The following is a 17924-nucleotide window of genomic DNA, read 5'->3' on the forward strand; positions in this document are numbered from 1 at the left end:
CCGTCCCGGCGGCGGAACGGCCCCGCCCGCGGGCTACGCGCCGCCCGCCTGCCGCAGGGCCGCGCGGGCGATCGCGTCGTTCTGCCGGAAGAAGCCCGCGTTGGTCCGCGGCCGGGAGAAGCCGCCCGACCCCGCCCCGCCCGCGACCATGATCCCCGCCCCGAACCGTGCCGCGTGGACGCCGCCGTCGGCGCGACGCAGCCGCTGGTCGGCGGGGTCGGCGTCGATGAGGCCGGTCGGATGGGCGGTGCCGGTCGCGGGGTCGGTCCGGGTCCGCTCGGTGATCTCACCGCGCCCCGCCAGCCGGGCCAGCAGCGGGTCGGCCGTGCGGCCCAGGGAGCGGTGCGGCAGCCGGGCGTCGATCAGCGCCCGCGCCCGCACCTCGCCCGGGACAGAGGGCGAGGACGCGCGGAACCCGCCGTCGCGCGCCTCCACCTCGGTGTCGGCGCCCAGGAACCGCACCACGCCCGCGCGCGCCAGCGCCAGCAGCTCCTCCAGGCGCGGCCCCGGCGGGCCGCTCGCGAGGTAGCTGAAGAAGCCGAGGAACTCGGGGAAGTCCCGCTTCTCCGACCCCGGCGCGATCCGCCCGGCCGCCATGAGCTCGGCCAGCACCCCGAACACCGACAGCAGGGCGTGGAAGACGGCGAGGTCGCCGCTGTAGCGCGGGTCGCGGCGGCGCCGCAGGTCGGCGTCGATGTAGCCGTGCATCCACGTCTGGAGCGCCCCGGTGTCGGCGAAGCGCCGGCCGGCCAGCGGGCGGTCCAGGCGGTCGGCGTCGAAGCGGTCGGCGTCGTCGGGGACCGCCTCGGCGATGAGCGCCTTGATGCCGGGGCCCGCCCAGTCGACGGCGTCCAGCTCGGCGAGGAACCGTCCGGGGGCCATCGCCAGCCGCTCGGGGTGCGAGGCCGCGAGCTCGCGGTAGGAGGCGTCGGCGAGTTCGCGCAGGATCAGCGGGCGCAGGTCCTCGGCGAGGTCGAGCGGGCGGTCGCCGAGCGCGGCCACCGCCTCGGCGTGGAAGTGGCGGGGCAGCGCCGGGCGCTCGCCGGGCGGCGCGTAGTGGATCTTGGAGTGGTAGGGCACGCCGCGCCGCGACCCCGCGTGGATCACGGGCTCCTCGCCTGAGGCGAGGTAGCGCAGCTCGCCGTCGGCACCGCGCTCGAACCGCCCGCCGCGCCCGGAGGTGAGCAGCACCATGGCGTCGATGAAGGCGAGCCCCAGGCCGCGGACGATCACCGGCTCGCCGGGCCGGACCGCGTCCAGCCCGATGTCGGCCGTGGAGGCCGTGGGCACGTAGGCCAGGCCGTGGGCCTGGGCGTAGGCGGCCAGCCGCTCCTCGGCCGGGTCGGGCCGGACGGCGATGTTGCCCTGGGCGAAGAGCACCACGTCGGCGTCGATCGGGGCGCCGTCGGCGAGCAGCACGCGCTGGCGCCCATCGGGCAGGTCGCGGACGTCGGTGGCCGTGGTCGCGTGGGTGTGGACGCGGAAGCCGGGCGGCGCCTGGGCGGCGACGTGGTGGTACACCCAGCCCAGGTAGTCGCTCTGGAGCCGCCGTGTGGCGAACCACCCGGGGTGCATGCGGGCGGCCTCGGCCAGGGTCGCCGGGTGCGGGCGGAACCCGGGCGGCAGCGCCAGCCGCCCGGCGGCGGCGTCGCGCGCCCAGGCGTCCAGGGTGGGGCCCGGGACGAGGGGCCCCTCGCAGGCGACGGTGGAGTCGGTGAACATCGTGCAGTCGGCCGCGGTGGTGTTCATCCACAGCAGCGGCGACTGGCGGTGGCGCCAGATGCGCCCGCCGCCGGGCGGGTAGGGGTCGATGAGGTGCACGTCCGCGCCCGATCCGGGGAGGATGTGCGGGGCGTTGGCGATGAGGCGCTCGAGCAGGGAGGTGCCGCGCGGCCCTGCTCCGATGATCGCGATGACCGGATGGCGGGTCCCGGGGGCGGACGGCGGCTGGGCGTGGAGGGTCACACCGAGAAACTATTTCCGACTAAACAGGTAGTCAATATCGTTAATGGTGATAGGGCGCCGCCGGGAATGCCCGACATGGCGGGTCACCGCGTCCGAAGCATCGGCTCCCGGGGCCGCTCACGGCGGGAAAGGTAAGCAGAACCACACCCCGGAGCCAGGTCCGGACGCGCAGGTCCCCATGGCGCGATCGGTTCGGCACGTATAGAACACCCGGCGGACGGGCACACTTGACGCACACGCCGTGTGCGTGCGGAACCACGGCCGAGGAGGGTGCGAATGGCCCTGCGAGAGTACGAACGGCGGATCCTCGCCGAAATCGAGCAACGGCTGGGGGAGGACGACCCCGCCCTGGCGGGCCACCTCGCCACCTTCGGCGCCGACGACCCCTCCTTCGCGCGCGGTGCGCGAGGCGGCTGGCAGGCGTGGGCGGTGTGCGGGGCCATCGCGGTCGTGGCCGCCGGCCTGCTGGCGCTGCTCTTCTTCGCCGCCCCCGGCGCCCCCGACCCGGAACCCGCCTCACCCCGCCAAGTGCCCGAGGAGGTGGCCCCGGTCACCGCCGGCTGACCGGCGGCGACCGCCGCCCGCGGACCCGGGCCCCGAGGGCCCGGGCCCCCGATATCACAGGGCGTCGAGGAACGCCTTCCCCAGCGGCGCCGCGTCCTTGGCGCCGCCCTCGCCGTCCTCCACCAGGACCGAGAAGGCGATGTCGCCCTCGTAGCCGACGAACCAGGCGTGCGCGGGCAGGTCCTCGTCCTCCTCGGCGGTCCCGTACTCCGCCGTGCCGGTCTTGCCGTGCACCTCACCGGTGAAGCCCACGTTCTCGGCCGTCCCCTCGGTCACCACCGCGCGGGTCATTGCGCGCAGGGCCTCGGCGTTGGCGATCGGGGTGGGCTCCGGCCGGTCGGTCACCTCGGGGTCGGTCACGAAGACCGGGGAGCGCCACGAGCCGTCGGCCACCGCGGCGGGCACGGTCGCCATGTGCAGCGGCGAGGTCAGCATCTGGCCCTGGCCCAGGCTGGAGGCCGCCAGCAGCGTGGTGCTGTCGGGGGTGGGGAACACCGGGTCGAACGCCGAAAGGCCCGTCTGCAACTCGGAGTTGAACCCGAACTGCTCCGCCGCGCCCACCAGCGCCGCGGAGTCGAGCCTCTCGGCGACCTTCTGCACCAGCGCGGTGTTGCACGAGGTCGCGAACGCCTCGGTCACGGTCTGGGCGCCGTGCTCGGCGTCGCCCGCGTTCTTGAACTCCCAGCCCCCGACCTCGGTGGTCTTGGGGCAGTCCATGGGCTCGTCCATGGTCATGCCGTTGCTGAGCAGGGCGTCGTAGGACACGATCTTGAAGGTCGACCCCGCCGGGTACTGGCCCTCGACCGCGCGGTTGAACCCGTCCGGCATGTTGGCCACCGCGAGCACCTCGCCGGTGGAGGGGCGCACGGCCACCAGGGCCGTGGGCTTGCTCTGGCCGCTGATCGCCTGCGCGGCGGCGGCCTGAATCGCGGGGTCGATGCTGGTGGTGATGTCCTCGCCGTCGGCGCCGCCGAGCTCGCCGACGATGACGGGGTCGGCGTCCTCGGCGGCGGCCTCCTCCGCGCCGGCCTCGGCCACCCGGATCGTGGTCGTCGCGGAGCCGGCCAGCTGCTCCTCGTAGGTCCGCTGGAGACCGCTGACCCCGGTGGGGTCGCCCACCTTGTAGGCGGGGCCCAGGTCCTCCAGGTTCTCCTCGGCGACCTCGCCGACCTGGCCGACGATCATCGCCACGGAGCCGGTGGCCTCTGGGGTGTCGAGCCGGGTGCCGTCGGCGGCCAGGATCGCGCCGCGCTCACCCCATTCGTTCACCCGGGTCAGGGTCTGGCCCTCGCCGAGCTCGGGGTGCATCACGGCCGGCGAGAACTCCACCCGCCATTCGCCGTCGACCCGCACCAGGGGGAGCTCGCCCTCGTAGCTCCAGTCGCCCGCGTTGCTCAGCGACAGGTCGGCGGTGAAGGGGGCGGTCGCGGTGTCGCCGTCGGCACTGACGTCGCCCGCCGTGATCCGGGCCTGGTCGATGCCGAGGTTGGTGTCGAGGCCGGTGAGCGCGTCCTCGACACCGTCGCCGGTGGCCAGCGCCGCCATAGCGGCGTAGTCCTCCTCGTTCCAGGCGTCGGCGAAGGCGCTGACGGTCTCCTCCGGCTGCGGCATGGTCAGCACGTACCAGGACACCCCGCCGCCGACCAGCGCGAGGACGACCACGGCGCTGGTGACGCCGATGATCACGCCCTTGCGCGACTTCCGGCGCGGTTCGCCGGGCTCGTCATCGGGCGCCCCGGCGGCGGCGCCGTAGGGCGTCTGAGGGCCGGAGGGCCACTGCGGGCCGCCTGGGCCGCTTGGGCCTCCGGGGCGCTCCGGGGAGACCGCGGCGAAGGCGGCGGTGCTCTCGGGGTCGCCGTCGTGGCCGGAGGAGGGGGCCGGGTAGGGCGCATGGGCGCCGGGGGAGGCGGCACCGGGAGTGGGGTGCCCCGGGCCGCCGACGTCGGATGCGGCGTACCCGCCGGATCCGTACCGGGTGGCGTCGTGGGGGCGCGACCCGGGGGCGGCGGCCGAGGGGTGGCCTCCGCCACCGAGGTCGGATGCGGCGTAGCCGCCTGATGCGGCCCGCGCGGTTTCCTGGGGCGTGGGGCCGCCGAGGCCGGCCGCGGGGTATCCGCCGGATCCGTACCGGCCGGTCTCGTGGGGGAGCGGACCGGGGGCGGCGGGCGAGGGGTGGCTGCCGCCGCCCACGTCGGCGGCGGGGTAGCCGCCCGATGCGGGGCGCGCGGTGTTCTGGGGCGCAGGCCCACCGAGGTCGGCGGCGCGGTATCCGCCGGACCCGAAGTTCGCGGTGTCGTGGGGGAGGGGGCCGGGGGCCGGGGCGGGGGGTGTAGGGGCGGCGTGGGGTGGGCTTGAGGGCCGGCCGCCGAGGTCCGGGGCGGGGTAGCCGCCCGATGCGGGCCGTGCGGTGTCCCGGGGGCCGGGGCCACCGAGGTCGGATGCCGGGTACCCGCCCGATGCGGGCCGCGCCGGGTCCTGGGGCCCGGGGGCGGGGGCTCCCCGGGCGCCGGGGGCGAACGACCGCTGCGCGCCCGAGGGCTGGGTCAGCGCCGAGGGCAGGGTGTAGGGGGAGGGGCGCGACCCTTGCGGGGGCGCCGGGGGCGGGCCTGCCTCAGGAGGTCCGTGGGTCGGCTGTGCGCCGTCCGGGGCCGCGGGTGCGCCCGCTCCGTCGTGCGGATCGGGGCCGCTCGCCGGGTAGGGCCGCGGGTTCTCCGGCGGTGCCGGACGGTCATCACCCGGTCCCGGAGTCCACCTCTCGTCCACGCCTGATCGTCCTTCCGCTCGGATGGGACAGATCCGCCCCGCGTCCCTGGGGCAGGGCCGCGGGGCGGGAACGTTGGGAGTGGCCGGTGTGGCGGTCGCCTCTCGGCGCGGTGCACAACGCGGCTCTCAAGTCCGTGCATCCACCCGCCGCAGCGGGTACCGCACGCGGTATTCCGCGAAGGCTATAGGTGAGGCCCGGGGGACACTTGCTACCACACCGACCACCAGTGACTCTAACCCATCGAGATGGGCCCGTGTCCCCCAATGGGGACCGCGGAGCGCGCGGTTGCCCGGATCACAGCCGCGCGCCTCTCGGGCGGCGGCTCTCAGGCGGTCGCGTCGCGGGCGATGCGGGTCATCTCGTCGCGGGAGAGGACCTTGACGCGCTTGCGCCCCTCGGGCTCGCCGAGGGCCTCCTCGTGGGCCTCCAGCCGCTGCCAGCCCTCCCAGGTGGTGTAGGGGACCCGGCGCTCGGCCAGCAGCCGCAGGAACGCCTCGGGGGCGGGCTCGGCGGCGGGGGTGAAGGACCCCCGGTCGGACACGAGGTTGGTGATGGTCTCCAGGGCGTCGCCCTTGGTGTGGCCGATGAGGCCGACCGGGCCGCGCTTGATCCACCCGGTGGCGTAGATGCCCGGGATGTGGTGCTCGTCGAGGTCGAGCACGCGCCCGCCCTCGTTGGGGATGACCCCGCGCTCGTCGTCGAAGGGCAGGTCGGCGACGGGGGAGCCGAGGTAGCCGATGGCCCGGTAGACCGCCTGGACCTCGTGGTCGACGAACTCCCCGGTGCCGCGCACGCCGCCGTCGCCGGTCAGCTCCATGCGCTCGGTGCGCAGGCCGGCGACCCGCTCGTCGCCGAGGACCTCGACGGGGCGGTGCAGGAAGTGCAGGTGCAGTCTGCGAGGCTCGCCGCGGGGGTCGCGGATCGCCCAGTTCTGGAGGACCTTGACGTTGGTCTTGACCTGGTTGGAGTCCTCGATCGCGGCGAGGCTGGCCTCGCACAGCTCGAACTCCTCGGGGTAGACGATCACCTCGACGCCGGGCTGCTTGTCGAGCTCGCGCAGCTCCATGGGGGTGAACTTGCCCTGGGCGATCCCACGGCGGGCGAAGACGTGCACGTCGGTGACGTTCTTGGCGCGCAGGCCCTGGTGGACGTTGTCCGTGATGTCGGTCTCGAGCAGGTCGTCGGCGTCCTTGGCCAGGATCCGCGCGACGTCGACGGCGACGTTGCCGGCGCCGATCACCGCGACGCTCGTGCCCTCGACCGCCCAGGAGGGGGCGACGTCGGGGTGGCTGTCGTACCAGAACACGAAGTCGGCCGCGCCGTGGCTGCCGGGCAGGCCGGCGCCGGGGATGTCCAGGGGTCGGTCGCGGTCGGAGCCGGTGGCGAAGATGACCGCGTCGTAGTGGCGGCGCAGGTCCTCGAGCTTGAGGTCGACGCCGTACTCGACGTTGCCGAGGAAGCGGATCTGGGGCTTGTCCAGGATCTTGTGCAGGGCGCCCTGGATCTGCTTGATCCGCGGGTGGTCGGGGGCCACGCCGTAGCGCACCAGGCCGTAGGGCGAGGGAAGCTTGTCCAGGATGTCAATGCTGACCGGAGTCCCGCTCGCTGCGAGGGTGTCGTCCTTGGTCAACAGGTCCGCGGCGTAGATCCCCGCGGGGCCCGACCCCACGATTCCCACACGCAGTGGTCGCGTCATTGGCATCTCCATTCGTCGCGTCGGCTCCGGCGGCACTGTGCGGGGACCGTGGTGCGGCACGCCCCCGCGTCGTCAAGGGACACGGGCGAACGCGTCGGTCATGATTTAAGGGAAGGCTAACCTAACCTGATATTAAACCACGGGGCCAATTCCCACTAAATCGACCACAAAGATAGACAACCGCTCTCCCCGCCGAATGGGCGGGGCCTCCGTTGCGCGGTTCTCCTCCGCGCACGTCAAAGCGGGTACGGTCCCCTCACACCACCACCAACGCCGGCCGCGGGCATCCCTTAGCCCGAGACGGCTGTGGGGTACCTCACCTCGTGTTCGCTTGCGGAAGCACGGCGGACGGCGGCAGGCCAGAGCCGGATGAGGAACTCCTCCTGCCCGCGAAGGCACTGCTCGGCCGCGCGGAACGCCTCGGAGTGCGGGTCGCGGTAGCGCCGGAGAAGGAGATCATAGCGCTCGGCGACGGCGTGCCTGCGCCGGGCGTGCACCCCGGCACGGTAGGGGCCGGTCCCGCAGGCCAGGCGCAGCCCCACCGCCGCTCCGGGGACGCCCCCGCTGACGACGACATAGCCGCGCAGGAACACCTGCGCCGATGCGTGCTCCTCCCAGGAGGCGCCTTCGGCGTCGGGCGGCGCGGCGTCCCACTCCTCCAGGACCACGCTGACGTCCACGCGGCCCTGGAGCGTGCTCAGCTCCAGGTGCGCGAACCCGTTGGCCAGCAGCGAACCTCCGCACATCGGGCCCCCGGCGCCGGGGCGTTCCCCCAGCGCGTGCACACGGAACGACCCACCCCCCGGGAACACCGGAAACCGCAGCCTGTTCAGGCGTGCCACCGTCCCGCACCTCCACTGTCGAGCGTCCGCGTCCGACTCATGGCCGCCACGCGGGCGGCACCGTCAGGGAGGACCGGTTGAGGTGAGGGGCCCGGTCTTGATCATCGACTGTAGTCCGCCGGGTGCCGTCCTGTACGCGGAATCGTGAGAAAGCGGCGGATTCGCGGTCACGGGCCGGGCGGGAACGCTAGCGTCCGCGCTCCAGCTCCGCCTTGACCGACGACGCGTAGCGCGCCACCCGCTCCTGGCCGGACAGCTCTCCGATGGCCGCCATGATCGCGTCGGTGGCCGCGCGGCGCGAGCGCGCCTTCCCCGACTCCCCGGCCCAGGCCGACAGGTCGACGGGCGGCCCCACGCGCACGCCCACGCGCCGCAGCGCCGGGATGCGCCGGCCCCGCGGCCGGATGCGGTCGGTGCCGGCCAGCGCCACCGGGATCACCGGTGCCTTGGCCGTCAGCGCGAGCCAGGCCAGCCCGGTCTGGCCCCGGTACAGGCGGCCGTCGGGGGAGCGGCTGCCCTCGGGGAAGATGCCGAAGACGCCGCCTTGGGCCAGCACGTCGAGGCTGTGGTCCATCGCGTCCTGGGACCCCTGCCCCGGGCGGCGGTCGACCGGCAGCTGCCCGATCGCGCGCAGCGCACGCGTGAACAGCCGCCGGGCCAAGGTGTTCTCCGCGAACAGCTCCCGCTTGGCGATGAAGATGATCTCCCGGGGCAGCGCGACCCCGAGGATCAGCGGGTCGAAGAGCGAGAGGTGGTTGGCGGCGAGGATCACCGGCCCCCGCTCGGGGATGTGGTGCAGGCCCTCCACACTGATCGGCCACAGCGTCCTGGTGACCGGCGCGATGACCGTCTTTGCGGCCCCGTACAGCAACACGGCGGCGGTTCTCTTTCGTCGAAGGGCGGAAGGGGGCACCGGAGGGGGCGGCGCCGGTCCGACTGTACCGGCGGGCACCAGACGGCGCCGGGGCAGCGGCGTTACACGGGCGTCACACGCTAGTGTTGGTCTAGACCTCTGGGAGCGCAACCGGAGGTGCCGGGCCGCGCACGCGGGAGACCCGAGAGCCGGAGAAGAGGGCGGAGCCGATGACGCAGCTGGTCGACGTCAGCCACCAGGTCACCGAGGGCATGACCACCTACCCGGGGCTGCCCGGCCCGACCATCGAGGACCACCTGTCCTTCGACGCCTCCCGCGACACCTACGCCGAGGGCACCGAGTTCCGCATCGGGCGCATCTCCATGGTCGCCAACACCGGCACCTACCTCGACATGCCGGCCCACCGCTACCGCGACGGCGCCGACCTCGCCGACCTGGAGCTGGAGAAGGTCGCGAACGTCCCCGGCATCGTGGTCGGCGCCGAGGAGCGCGCCATCGGCCCCGACTCGTTCAAAGGCCTCGACCTGGAGGGCAAGGCCGTGCTGCTGCGCACCGGCTGGGACCGCCACTGGCGCACCGAGGCCTACGGCGCCCCCGACCACCCCTACCTCACCGAGGGCGGCGCCCGGGCCCTGGCCGACACCGGGGCCACGCTGGTGGGCATCGACTCGGTGAACATCGACGACACCTCCCCGGCCGGCCGCGGCGCCCGCCCGGCGCACTCCCTGCTCCTGGCGGCGGGCATCCCGGTGGTCGAGCACCTGTGCCTGCTCGACCGCCTCCCCGCCGCGGGCTTCACCTTCTTCGCCGTCCCGGTCAAGGTCCGCGGCCTGGGCACCTTCCCGGTCCGCGCCTTCGCCCTGATCCCCGACTGAGCGGGCGCCCGGCGCACGGGCGGCCCCCGCACAGAAGGCTGGTCGCGGGCGGGATCAGAGGTCGGCGTCGACCTCGTCGCGGGCCCGGTACCGCTCCCGCTGGGCGCGGCGCTCCTGCTCCAGGGCGGCCGCCCGTTCGTCCTCGGCCACCGCGGTGCGCATCGACGACGACAGGGCCCGCAGCTCCATGTTGATCCGCGGGTAGTCCACCAGCCGCGGCAGCGCGCCCAGGCGGGGCGTCCGGCGTTCGCGCATCGCCGACATCAGCTCGGTGAAGGCCAGGTCCAGCCGTTGCAGGGTGATCTGGGACGCGGGCGGCGGCTTCTCCAGGGCCAGGGCCGACAACGCCAGGTAGCCCGTCCGCTGGGCCGCCACCACCACCGGCCACAGCGGCTGGGTGGTGGTCGCCCGCGGGACGTCCCCGATGGCGCTGTCGTAGACGCCGCGCAGGCTGATGAGGGAGGCGCGCAGGTCGCGGCGGAGCCGGTAGCGGCGTTCGGGGCCGATCTCCACCTCGGGGTCCAGCACCGCCAGGACGGCCGTGCGGGTCGAGTCGAGCACGTCGATGATGGTCTGGGGCAGGCGCGCGGCCGACGCCCGCCGCCACAGCAGCAGCGCGCCCAGCATCCCCGCCAGCGACCCGATGACGGTGTCGACGATGCGCGCCTGCGCCAGCTCCCCCACGGGGAACGGTGCGGCGGTGTGCGCCACGAGCAGCGCCATCGGGGTCACCAGGACACTGCCGTAGAAGAAGTTGCGCTGCACGACCAGCTGGGTGAGCCCCATGAAGCCCGCCGCCAGGAGGATCGTCGCCGCGAGCGGGGGTTCGAGCAGGAGCAGCCCGGCCCCGACGACCACCCCGAGCAGCGTTCCCAGCGCGCGCTGCGCCGAGCGGTTCACCGTCAGCACGACGTTGCCGCCCTGGAGGACGGCGGTCGCGGTGATGGAGATCCAGTAGAACCGCTCGAAGCCGAGCCCGATGCCGATCAGGCCGGCGATCGCCACGGTGATGCCCATGCGCAGCGCGGTGGGGCGGATCAGCGAGTCGCGGCTCAGGCTGGAGCGCAGGGCGTCGGCGACCGAGGGGTGGCGGCTGTCGTGCAGCTCCAGGCCGCGGTCGTCATCCTCCTCGGCCTCACGGCGGCGCGCGGTCTGGGCGGCGCGGGACAGGCGGCTGTAGAGGCGGGCCTCCAGGGAGCGGGGGCGGTGCCCGCGGCGCAGGGCGTCGAGGGCATCGGGGTCGGGGCACTGGTCGGCCTTGGCGACCGCGTCGGCCAGGCCCTCGGCGAAGTCGGCGGCCTCGGCGGGCAGCGGCTCGGTGCGCGCGAGGCAGACGTCGGTGGCGGCGAGGTGGATGTCGGAGACCCAGCGCAGCAGGGCGCGCTGCCGCGCGGCGGTGGCGGTGTCGCGGTAGCCGCGGGTCTGCGCCAGCAGCACGATGCGCCAGGCGTTGGCGACCGCGAGGGAGGCGTCGTGCTGGACGTGGTCGAGCCGGGGGGTGCCGACGGCGCGCAGCAGCGAGGCGAGCTTGCGGAACGCCTCGGCGACCGCGCGGTACTCCGGGTGCCGGGTACGCGCGAGGGCGCCCGCCATCGACACCGTCCAGCCGGTGGCCGCGCCGATGGCGGCCACCGCCGCGTGCAGGGGGACCGCGTCCAGCCCGCCCGGGGCGATCGTGGAGATGGCGCAGACCAGGACGAAGAACAGGGGGCCGGGCCGGTCGACCCGCAGGGCCTGGCACAGCCAGGTGGCCGTGCCCGCGACCGCGCCGATGGTCAGCGCGGCCGACCACTGGGTGACCGAGGCCAGGGACCCGATGGTCACACTCGCGACGAAGCCCAGCGCGACCAGCGCGAGCGCCACCGCCCGGTAGGAGTAGGGGGTGTTGCGCTCGTAGAGGACCGCCATCGACCCGAGCGCGGCCAGGGCGCCGGCCTGCGGGCCGAACAGGAAGGCGGTCAGGCCGAAGGACACGGCCATGGCGATCGCCGCCTGGGCGCCCATGGCCCATGACCACCGGCCGCTGGCCAGCCCGAAGACCGCCTTCAGGTCCACCCGTTGACGCGGCCGCTCGGCCACCTTGGGCCGGGTGCGCTTGGGCGGGTTCCAGATGGGTTCACTCGGAGTCGGATCATCGGCCCCGCCGCTCGTCGTCGCCCCCGGATCTCCCACACCCCCAATGGTAGGAGGATTCGTCCCTCACCCGCCCCGGAGGGCGCGCCTCGGACGGAATGTTCTATTTGATATCGAACACACCCTTTGTCGCTGACGTGAGCCTTCGTTCCCGCGTGGGCGGACCCAAGGGCTCCCGAGGTCCGCCGGGCCGGCTCGGTATGAGCGCGTCGCGGTGAACGTCCCCGCCGAGTCGGTCGAGCACTATGAAGCGTTGCTGGACGAGCGTGACGCTCAGGTGGCCGAGCAGCGCTTGGCCGATGTGCGAGCGGGGCGTTCGGCGACGCTGTCCATCGAGGAGGCGAAGCGGGCGCTCGACCTTTGAGCGGGTCGTATGAGGTCCGCGCGAGGCGCATGGGGATCTTTCGGCGGCTATGAGTCGTAGGCCCCCGGATCGCGATGCGGCTCCGGGGCGGCGTGGCCCCCAGAGCCGCACCGCGGCCGGCGAAGGTCAGCGGTCGGCGGCGGTGGGGCGCAGGGACCTGAGGTCGGCCAGGGCGTCGTCGAGTTGGGATTCGGCGCGTTCGGCGCGGTGGACCGCGTGGGCGCGGGCCTCCTCGACGGCCGCGGTGCGGGTCTGCGCCGACTCCTTGGCGTCGGCCAGGGCGCGGGCCGCCTCGGCGCGCTGGGCGTCGAGCTCCTCGCGGGCGCGGACGCGCTCCTGGTCGGCGGCGGCCCGGACGCGCTCCAGCTCGGCCGCCGCCCGGTCGCGCTCGGCGGCCAGGCGCTCCAGCTCGGCGGTGGCGCGGTCCAGCTGGGCCGAGACGCGCTCCAGGTCGGCGGCGGCCCGTGCGTTTTCGGCGACCGTCCGGCGCAGGTCGTCGCCCTGGCGCGCCAGCTGGGTGCTCAGGCGCGTGTGCTCGGCCGCCGCGCGGCCGCGCACTTCCTCCAGCTCGGCGGCGATACGGTCGCGGTCGCCGGTGAGCTCCGCGAGATCGGCGCGGGCACGGTCGGCGTCGGCCTCGGCGCGGCCGGCGCGGTCGTCGGCCTCCGTGCGGGCCCGCTCCTGCTCGCTCAGGCGCTCGCGCAGCCGCACGCGCTCGGCGGCGGCCTGCTCCCGTTCGGCCGCCGCCTGTTCGAGCAGGCGTTCCCGCTCGGCGGCCGCCTGGTCACGGAGCCGGTCGAGGTCGTCGCGCGCCCGGTCGCGTTCGCCTTCGGCGCGTTCGATGCGGGCCCGGGCCTCGTCGCGTTCGCTCAGCGCCGCCTCGCGCCGGGCGATGGCCTCGTCGGCCATGCGCTCGGCCGACCCGGTGGCGGCGGTGGCGGACTCCGCGGCGTCCTCGGCGAGGGCGCGGGCCTGCTGCGCCTCGCGGCGCCGGTTCTCGGCCTCCAGCCGGGCGGCGTCGGCCTCGGCGACGCGCTTAGCCGCCTCCAGCCGGGCCGCTTCGACCTGGGCCTCGGCGCTGGCGGGGTCGGACATGGTCGCGAAGGCGTCCGTCGCCGCGCTGAGCGTGGCCGACAGCTGCTCGGCCTGCACCGCGAAGCGGGTCAGCAGGTCGTCGGCGCGCAGGCGCGCGGTGGTGACCGGTGCGGGGTCGGCGGGCGCGGCCGGTGCACCTGCGGTCACGGTGCCGCCGGAGGACGCGACGGCCGCCGCCTCCTCGACCGCCCGTTGTCGCTCCTCGGCCTCCTGTTGCAGACGCTGCCGCTCGCGCCAGGCGCGCCAGCGCGTGTGCTCGGGGAGATCGCAGTACTCCGGCGGGCGCCCCGGAGACGACCCCCGCGGAACGGGGCGGGCGCATCCGGGGAAGTTGCAGGTGTTGGAGTCCGTTTCGGGCACGCCACGAGCGTAGCCATATTCGGCCCCGCGCGCTGGCCCGCGCGGCCGCCGGACGGGCGGTGGCCGCCCGCCGTCCGCTCGGGGCCGCGGTCTGCGCGGGCCCGGCAGGGGTGCGCAGGGGGTGCGGGACGGCGGTCGCTGCCGTCGTGTCAGGGCGCGGGCAGGTAGGGCGGCAGCGGGGTGCCGGGGGCGAGGGCGGGGTCGGGCTGCGGGGGGCCGAAGGAGCGGGTGAGGGGGAGGACGCCCGCCCAGTGGGGGAGGGAGAGGTCCCCGGGGTCGTCGGCCACGCCGCCCTGGCGGACCTTGGCCGAGACCTCCGCCAGGTCCAGCCGGAGCACCGCGGTCTGCGCGAGCTCCTTGGGGGTGGCCGGCCGGCAGTCGGCGGAGCGGCCCGGCACCGCGGCGTCGACGATCGCGTCGAGCGCGCGTGCCCGCTCGGCCGGGTCGGTGACGCGGTGGGCGGTGCCGTGGGCGACCACCGACCGGTAGTTCACGGAGTGGTGGAAGGCCGACCGCGCAAGGACGACGCCGTCCGCGACGGTGACGGTGACGCAGACCCGCAAGCCGTCCTCCGGCGCCGCGTCCGGGGCGTCGCCGGCCCCGTCGTCCGCGCCGGATCCCTCCGGGCGCCCGGCGGTGCCCGCTCCTTGGCCCGCTGCGCGCAGCGGCCGGCTGCCGGTGGAGCCGTGCAGGTAGAGGCGGTCGCCCACACGGGCGTAGATGGTCGGCAGGACCACGGGGGCGCCGTCGGCGACGAAGCCGAGGTGGCAGATCCAGTCGGCGTCGAGGATGGCGTGCACGGTGGCGCGGTCGTAGGCGGCGCGCTCGCGGTGGCGCGTGGGGGTGGTCCGGCCGGTCTGCGGATAGGAGGGGCCGGGGGTAGCGCTCATGGGAACTCCAGGATTATTGAACTAGTACGTAATTATTTACGTACTAGAATATTATCAACATCCCTGAATGTACCGAAGGCCCCGCGGAGCCGTGCTCCACGGGGCCTCGGTGACCTCCCGGGCGGCCTGCGCCGCCGCCGGTCAGGGCCGGACGGTGCCGTAGCGCTCGCCGACCGGGCGCGGCAGCGCGTCCAGCTCGGCGAGGTCGTCCGCGGTGAGCCGGACGTCGGCCGCCGCGGCGTTGGACTCCAGGTAGCGCAGGGTCTTGGTCCCCGGGATCGGGATGACGTAGCGCCCCTGGGCGCGCACCCAGGCCAGCGACACCTGGGCCGGGGTCGCCCCCACGCGCGCGCCGACCCCGCTGACCGCGTCGCTGATCACCTGGTTGGCGTCGATCGCCTCGGCCTGGAAGCGCGGGTGAGCGCGCCGCCAGTCGTCCTTCGGTAGGTCGTCCACGCTGGTGAACCGGCCGGCCAGGAACCCGCGGCCCAGCGGCGAGAAGGGCAGGAACGCGATCCCGTTCGCCTCGCAGTAGGGCAGCACGTCGTCGATTGGGTCGCGGGTCCACAGCGACAGCTCCGACTGCACGCTGGCCACCGGGTGTACCGCCGCCGCCCGCTCGATCTCGGGGACGCTCGCCTCCGAGAGCCCGATCGCCAGGGCCTTGCCCGCGGTCACGGCCTCGGCCATGGCGCCCCAGGTCTCCTCGATCGGGACCTCGGGGTCGATCCGGTGCAGCTGGTACAGGTCGACGTGGTCGGTCCCCAGCCGCCGCAGGCTGGCGTCGATGCCCGCCCGGACGTACTCCGGGCGCCCGTTGCGCAGCGGCGCCCCGTCCGGGCCGGGGTACAGCCCCACCTTCGTGGCCAGGACCGCTTCGTCGCGGCGGCCCTTCAGCGCCCGCCCCACCAGCTCCTCGTTGGTGTGGGGGCCGTAGACATCGGCGGTGTCCAGCAGCGTCACACCGATCTCCAGTGCACGGTGGATCACCGACACCGACACGTCGTCGTCGCGCCCGTGCGGGTCGTAGCCGTGCGTCATCCCCATGCAGCCGAGGCCGATGGCGCCCACCTCGGGGCCGGAGGCCCCCAGCGTCGTGGTGATCATGCGAGTTCTTCCCCCTTGGCTCCGGCGGCCGGACCGGCCGCCCGCGTGCCAGCCTGCACCTTGGAGCCCGCTCCAAGGCAAGTCCCCGAAAGGCTTGAAGTGTTCTCCTGGCTGATGCCGGGAGATTCCCGCCTACCTCGCGGTGGCGGGCTTGACGCGACGGGCGCGCCTGGCGACTGCCCTCCCGGCAGCCGGGACGAGCGCGTGGCCCGCCCGATACAGGTGAAGAACGTTGCGCGCGGCGTTGAGGTCGGCGTTGCCTTCCCAGCCACACGCGGGGTTCTTGCACACGAACACGGCCTGGGACTCCCGGCTGCCCGGGGTGGTCAACCCGCACACCGAGCACCGCTGCGAGGTTCCCGCTGCCGGGACCTTGTGCAGGGCGCCGCCGCGAAGGTCGAGCTTGTATCCCAGCATGGTGACGGTGCGGCCCCAGGCTTCCTGGCCGATGGCCCGGTTCAACCCCGCCTTCTGGGCGACGCTCGTCCCGGGCTGTTCGATGGTGCCGCGCGCGGAGCGGACCATGTTCGTGATGTTCAACGCCTCCACCACGACGGTGCCGTACCTGATGGCGATGTCGGTGGTGGTTTTGTGTTGCCAGTCCAGGTGCCTGCGCGTGGCTTTTGCGCGAAGCGCCCGGATCCGGTCGTAGGTCCGCGCCAGACGGCGGGAGGTCTTCTGCCCGCGTGCCCGCAAGCCGTTGCGGTTGGCCGCCCGCTTCTCCAGGCGGCCCAGCTTCTGTTGCTCGGCGGGGTCGAGCCACTTGTCCCGGTCCGCGCCGCCGCCGTCGGTGGTGCGCCGGCGGCGGTGGTCGTAGGCGGTGCCGTCGGACAGGGCGAGGGGAAGGGCGATGCCTGCGTCGATACCGACCTGTGCACCCCGATGGGGTTCGGGGGCCTTGCCCAGGGTCTGGAGGCGGAAGGCGATGTGCCAGCCGAGTGCGTCTTTGACCAGCCGGGCCCCGGTGATCCGGTTCTCGGTGCCGGCGTGGTTGCCCACGGGCAGGTCCTTGGTCCACCCGAAGCGGACCCGCCCCAGCTTGGGGATGTTGACCATTCCCCACCGGCGGTGCACCCGCTGGACGTGCAGGTCCCTGCCCTGGGGGATGTCCACGCTCATGACCGACCGCAGGCGGGACTTGAAGGCCGGCTCCTCGGCTCGGCCGTCCCAGCAGTTCCGCCACGCCTGGAGGTAGGTCTTGAGCACGGCCTGAGCGGCTTGGGCGGGCAGTGCGGCCAGCCACGGGATGTCCTTGCGGGCCTGCTTGATCGCCGTGTCGGCGTCCTTCAGCGACACCCGCCGGTTCTCACTGGCCATGGCCCACCAGGCGTGCAGCAGGTTCCACATGGTGCGGGCGGCGTGCGCCTGGGCGTCGAGCAGCGACGCCTGTTCACGCGACAGCGCCAGCCGGGCGCGGTGCCCGGCGTGCCGCTTGACGGTGGCGCCTGTACTCACACTCAGCACCATACCATTGGTTCATGTCACCACGATGGGAGCCGAATCCCGATGTGCGCATGGGAAGACATGTCGTCTGCGATCTTCATGTTCATTTGGTCTTCGTCACGAAGTACCGGCGTGGTGTCCTCACCGGCGCCATGCTCACCCGGTGTGAGGAGATCATGCGGCAGGTGTGTGAGGACTTCGGGGCCGGGCTGCGTGAGTTCGATGGCGAGGACGGCCACGTCCACCTGCTCGTGCACTACCCGCCCAAGGTGCAGCTCTCCAAGCTCGTCAACAGTCTCAAAGGGGTGTCCTCCCGGCTGCTGCGCAAGGAGTACCCGACGCACGTGAACCGGTACCTGTGGGGCGGACGACTGTGGTCGGGGTCCTACTTCGCCGGGTCGGTCGGGGGTGCGCCGGTCAGCGTCCTCCGGCACTACATCGAGGACCAGAAACGCCCGCCCTGACGAAGGAGCGCGGGTCCGGATCCGATCACCTCCGGCGTGAACGCCGGAGCACACTCGGACAAGACAGGTAGATTCACGGCCATGAGCGCCGCACCCGGACCCGCCCTGTCGATCTCGCAGGCCGCCGAACGCACCGGGCTCTCGCCCGACACCCTCCGCTACTACGAGCGCATCGGCCTGATCGACCCGGTCCCGCGCTCGGCGTCGGGATACCGCGTCTACGACGAGGGCGCCCTGCAATGGCTGGAGTTCGTGCTGCACCTGCGCGACACCGGGATGCCCGTGCGCGACATGCTGGAGTTCGCCCGGCTGCGGCGCCAAGGAGAGCACACCGCACCCCAGCGCCGCGCCCTGCTCGCCGGGCACCGCGAGAAGCTGCGCGAGCAGGCCCGGCGCCTGGAGTCGACACTCGGCTTCCTCGACCGCAAGATCGACCACTACGACGGGATCGCGGCACGCGCCGTGCACAGCCACGCGTGACCGGCCGG

General features: G+C 74.1%; 15 protein-coding genes. 5 read left to right on the plus strand and 10 right to left on the minus strand.

Translation table 11 applies throughout. The features are described 5' to 3' along the window. Positions 1 to 33 precede the first annotated feature (33 nt). A complete protein-coding gene (locus ACFOVU_RS12020) occupies positions 34 to 1965 on the minus strand; it encodes an FAD/NAD(P)-binding protein (RefSeq protein WP_378532901.1) in 1932 nt (643 codons plus the stop codon). A gap of 276 nt (positions 1966 to 2241) precedes the next feature. Here ACFOVU_RS12020 and ACFOVU_RS12025 point away from each other — a divergent pair, with 276 nt between their 5' ends. Further along, positions 2242 to 2529, plus strand: coding sequence for a DUF3040 domain-containing protein (locus ACFOVU_RS12025; protein ID WP_378532903.1), 288 nt, complete (start codon positions 2242 to 2244; stop codon positions 2527 to 2529). A 54-nt stretch (positions 2530 to 2583) separates the two neighbouring features. Here the strand turns inward: ACFOVU_RS12025 and ACFOVU_RS12030 are convergent, their stop codons facing one another. From ACFOVU_RS12030 to ACFOVU_RS12045, 4 genes are all read right to left on the minus strand, one after another. Further along, entirely contained in the window at positions 2584 to 5292 is a 2709-nt protein-coding gene (locus ACFOVU_RS12030; protein ID WP_378532905.1) for a penicillin-binding transpeptidase domain-containing protein, read from the minus strand. 326 nt (positions 5293 to 5618) lie between these two features. Further along, entirely contained in the window at positions 5619 to 6971 is a 1353-nt protein-coding gene (locus ACFOVU_RS12035; RefSeq protein ID WP_378533547.1) for an FAD-dependent oxidoreductase, read from the minus strand. A 308-nt stretch (positions 6972 to 7279) separates the two neighbouring features. After that, entirely contained in the window at positions 7280 to 7735 is a 456-nt protein-coding gene (locus ACFOVU_RS12040; RefSeq protein WP_378532907.1) for a hypothetical protein, read from the minus strand. Positions 7736 to 8018: 283 nt separating this feature from the next. Next, positions 8019 to 8705 (minus strand): lysophospholipid acyltransferase family protein, encoded by a 687-nt coding sequence (locus ACFOVU_RS12045; RefSeq protein WP_378532908.1) that lies wholly within the window; start codon positions 8703 to 8705, stop codon positions 8019 to 8021. A 209-nt stretch (positions 8706 to 8914) separates the two neighbouring features. Between ACFOVU_RS12045 and ACFOVU_RS12050 the strand changes: the two genes are divergently transcribed. Beyond that, positions 8915 to 9580, plus strand: coding sequence for a cyclase family protein (locus ACFOVU_RS12050; RefSeq protein ID WP_378532910.1), 666 nt, complete (start codon positions 8915 to 8917; stop codon positions 9578 to 9580). Between the two features lie 54 nt (positions 9581 to 9634). On the opposite strand, the gene ACFOVU_RS12055 is transcribed toward ACFOVU_RS12050, so the two are convergent. Beyond that, positions 9635 to 11692 (minus strand): FUSC family protein, encoded by a 2058-nt coding sequence (locus ACFOVU_RS12055; RefSeq protein ID WP_378533549.1) that lies wholly within the window; start codon positions 11690 to 11692, stop codon positions 9635 to 9637. Between the two features lie 235 nt (positions 11693 to 11927). On the opposite strand from ACFOVU_RS12055, the gene ACFOVU_RS12060 reads away from it, so the two are divergent. Further along, the gene (locus ACFOVU_RS12060) at positions 11928 to 12077 is read left to right on the plus strand and encodes a hypothetical protein (protein ID WP_378532912.1); all 150 of its coding nucleotides are present in this window, start codon (positions 11928 to 11930) and stop codon (positions 12075 to 12077) included. A 126-nt stretch (positions 12078 to 12203) separates the two neighbouring features. Here the strand turns inward: ACFOVU_RS12060 and ACFOVU_RS12065 are convergent, their stop codons facing one another. From ACFOVU_RS12065 to ACFOVU_RS12080, 4 genes are all read right to left on the minus strand, one after another. Next, entirely contained in the window at positions 12204 to 13532 is a 1329-nt protein-coding gene (locus ACFOVU_RS12065) for a hypothetical protein (protein WP_378532914.1), read from the minus strand. A gap of 149 nt (positions 13533 to 13681) precedes the next feature. Then, positions 13682 to 14422, minus strand: coding sequence for a pyridoxamine 5'-phosphate oxidase family protein (locus ACFOVU_RS12070; protein WP_378532916.1), 741 nt, complete (start codon positions 14420 to 14422; stop codon positions 13682 to 13684). Between the two features lie 141 nt (positions 14423 to 14563). Further along, the gene (locus ACFOVU_RS12075; RefSeq protein WP_378532918.1) at positions 14564 to 15529 is read right to left on the minus strand and encodes an aldo/keto reductase; all 966 of its coding nucleotides are present in this window, start codon (positions 15527 to 15529) and stop codon (positions 14564 to 14566) included. Positions 15530 to 15661: 132 nt separating this feature from the next. Next, entirely contained in the window at positions 15662 to 16984 is a 1323-nt protein-coding gene (locus tag ACFOVU_RS12080; protein WP_378532920.1) for an RNA-guided endonuclease InsQ/TnpB family protein, read from the minus strand. Positions 16985 to 17007: 23 nt separating this feature from the next. On the opposite strand from ACFOVU_RS12080, the gene tnpA reads away from it, so the two are divergent. Further along, positions 17008 to 17436: an IS200/IS605 family transposase gene (gene tnpA, locus ACFOVU_RS12085; protein WP_378532922.1), complete on the plus strand. Its 429-nt coding sequence runs from the start codon at positions 17008 to 17010 to the stop codon at positions 17434 to 17436. An 81-nt stretch (positions 17437 to 17517) separates the two neighbouring features. After that, positions 17518 to 17916, plus strand: a complete 399-nt coding sequence (locus tag ACFOVU_RS12090; RefSeq protein ID WP_378532924.1) for a MerR family transcriptional regulator — start codon at positions 17518 to 17520, stop codon at positions 17914 to 17916. Positions 17917 to 17924 lie beyond the last annotated feature (8 nt).

Source organism: Nocardiopsis sediminis (assembly GCF_042650565.1).
Taxonomy (GTDB): domain Bacteria; phylum Actinomycetota; class Actinomycetes; order Streptosporangiales; family Streptosporangiaceae; genus Nocardiopsis_B; species Nocardiopsis_B sediminis.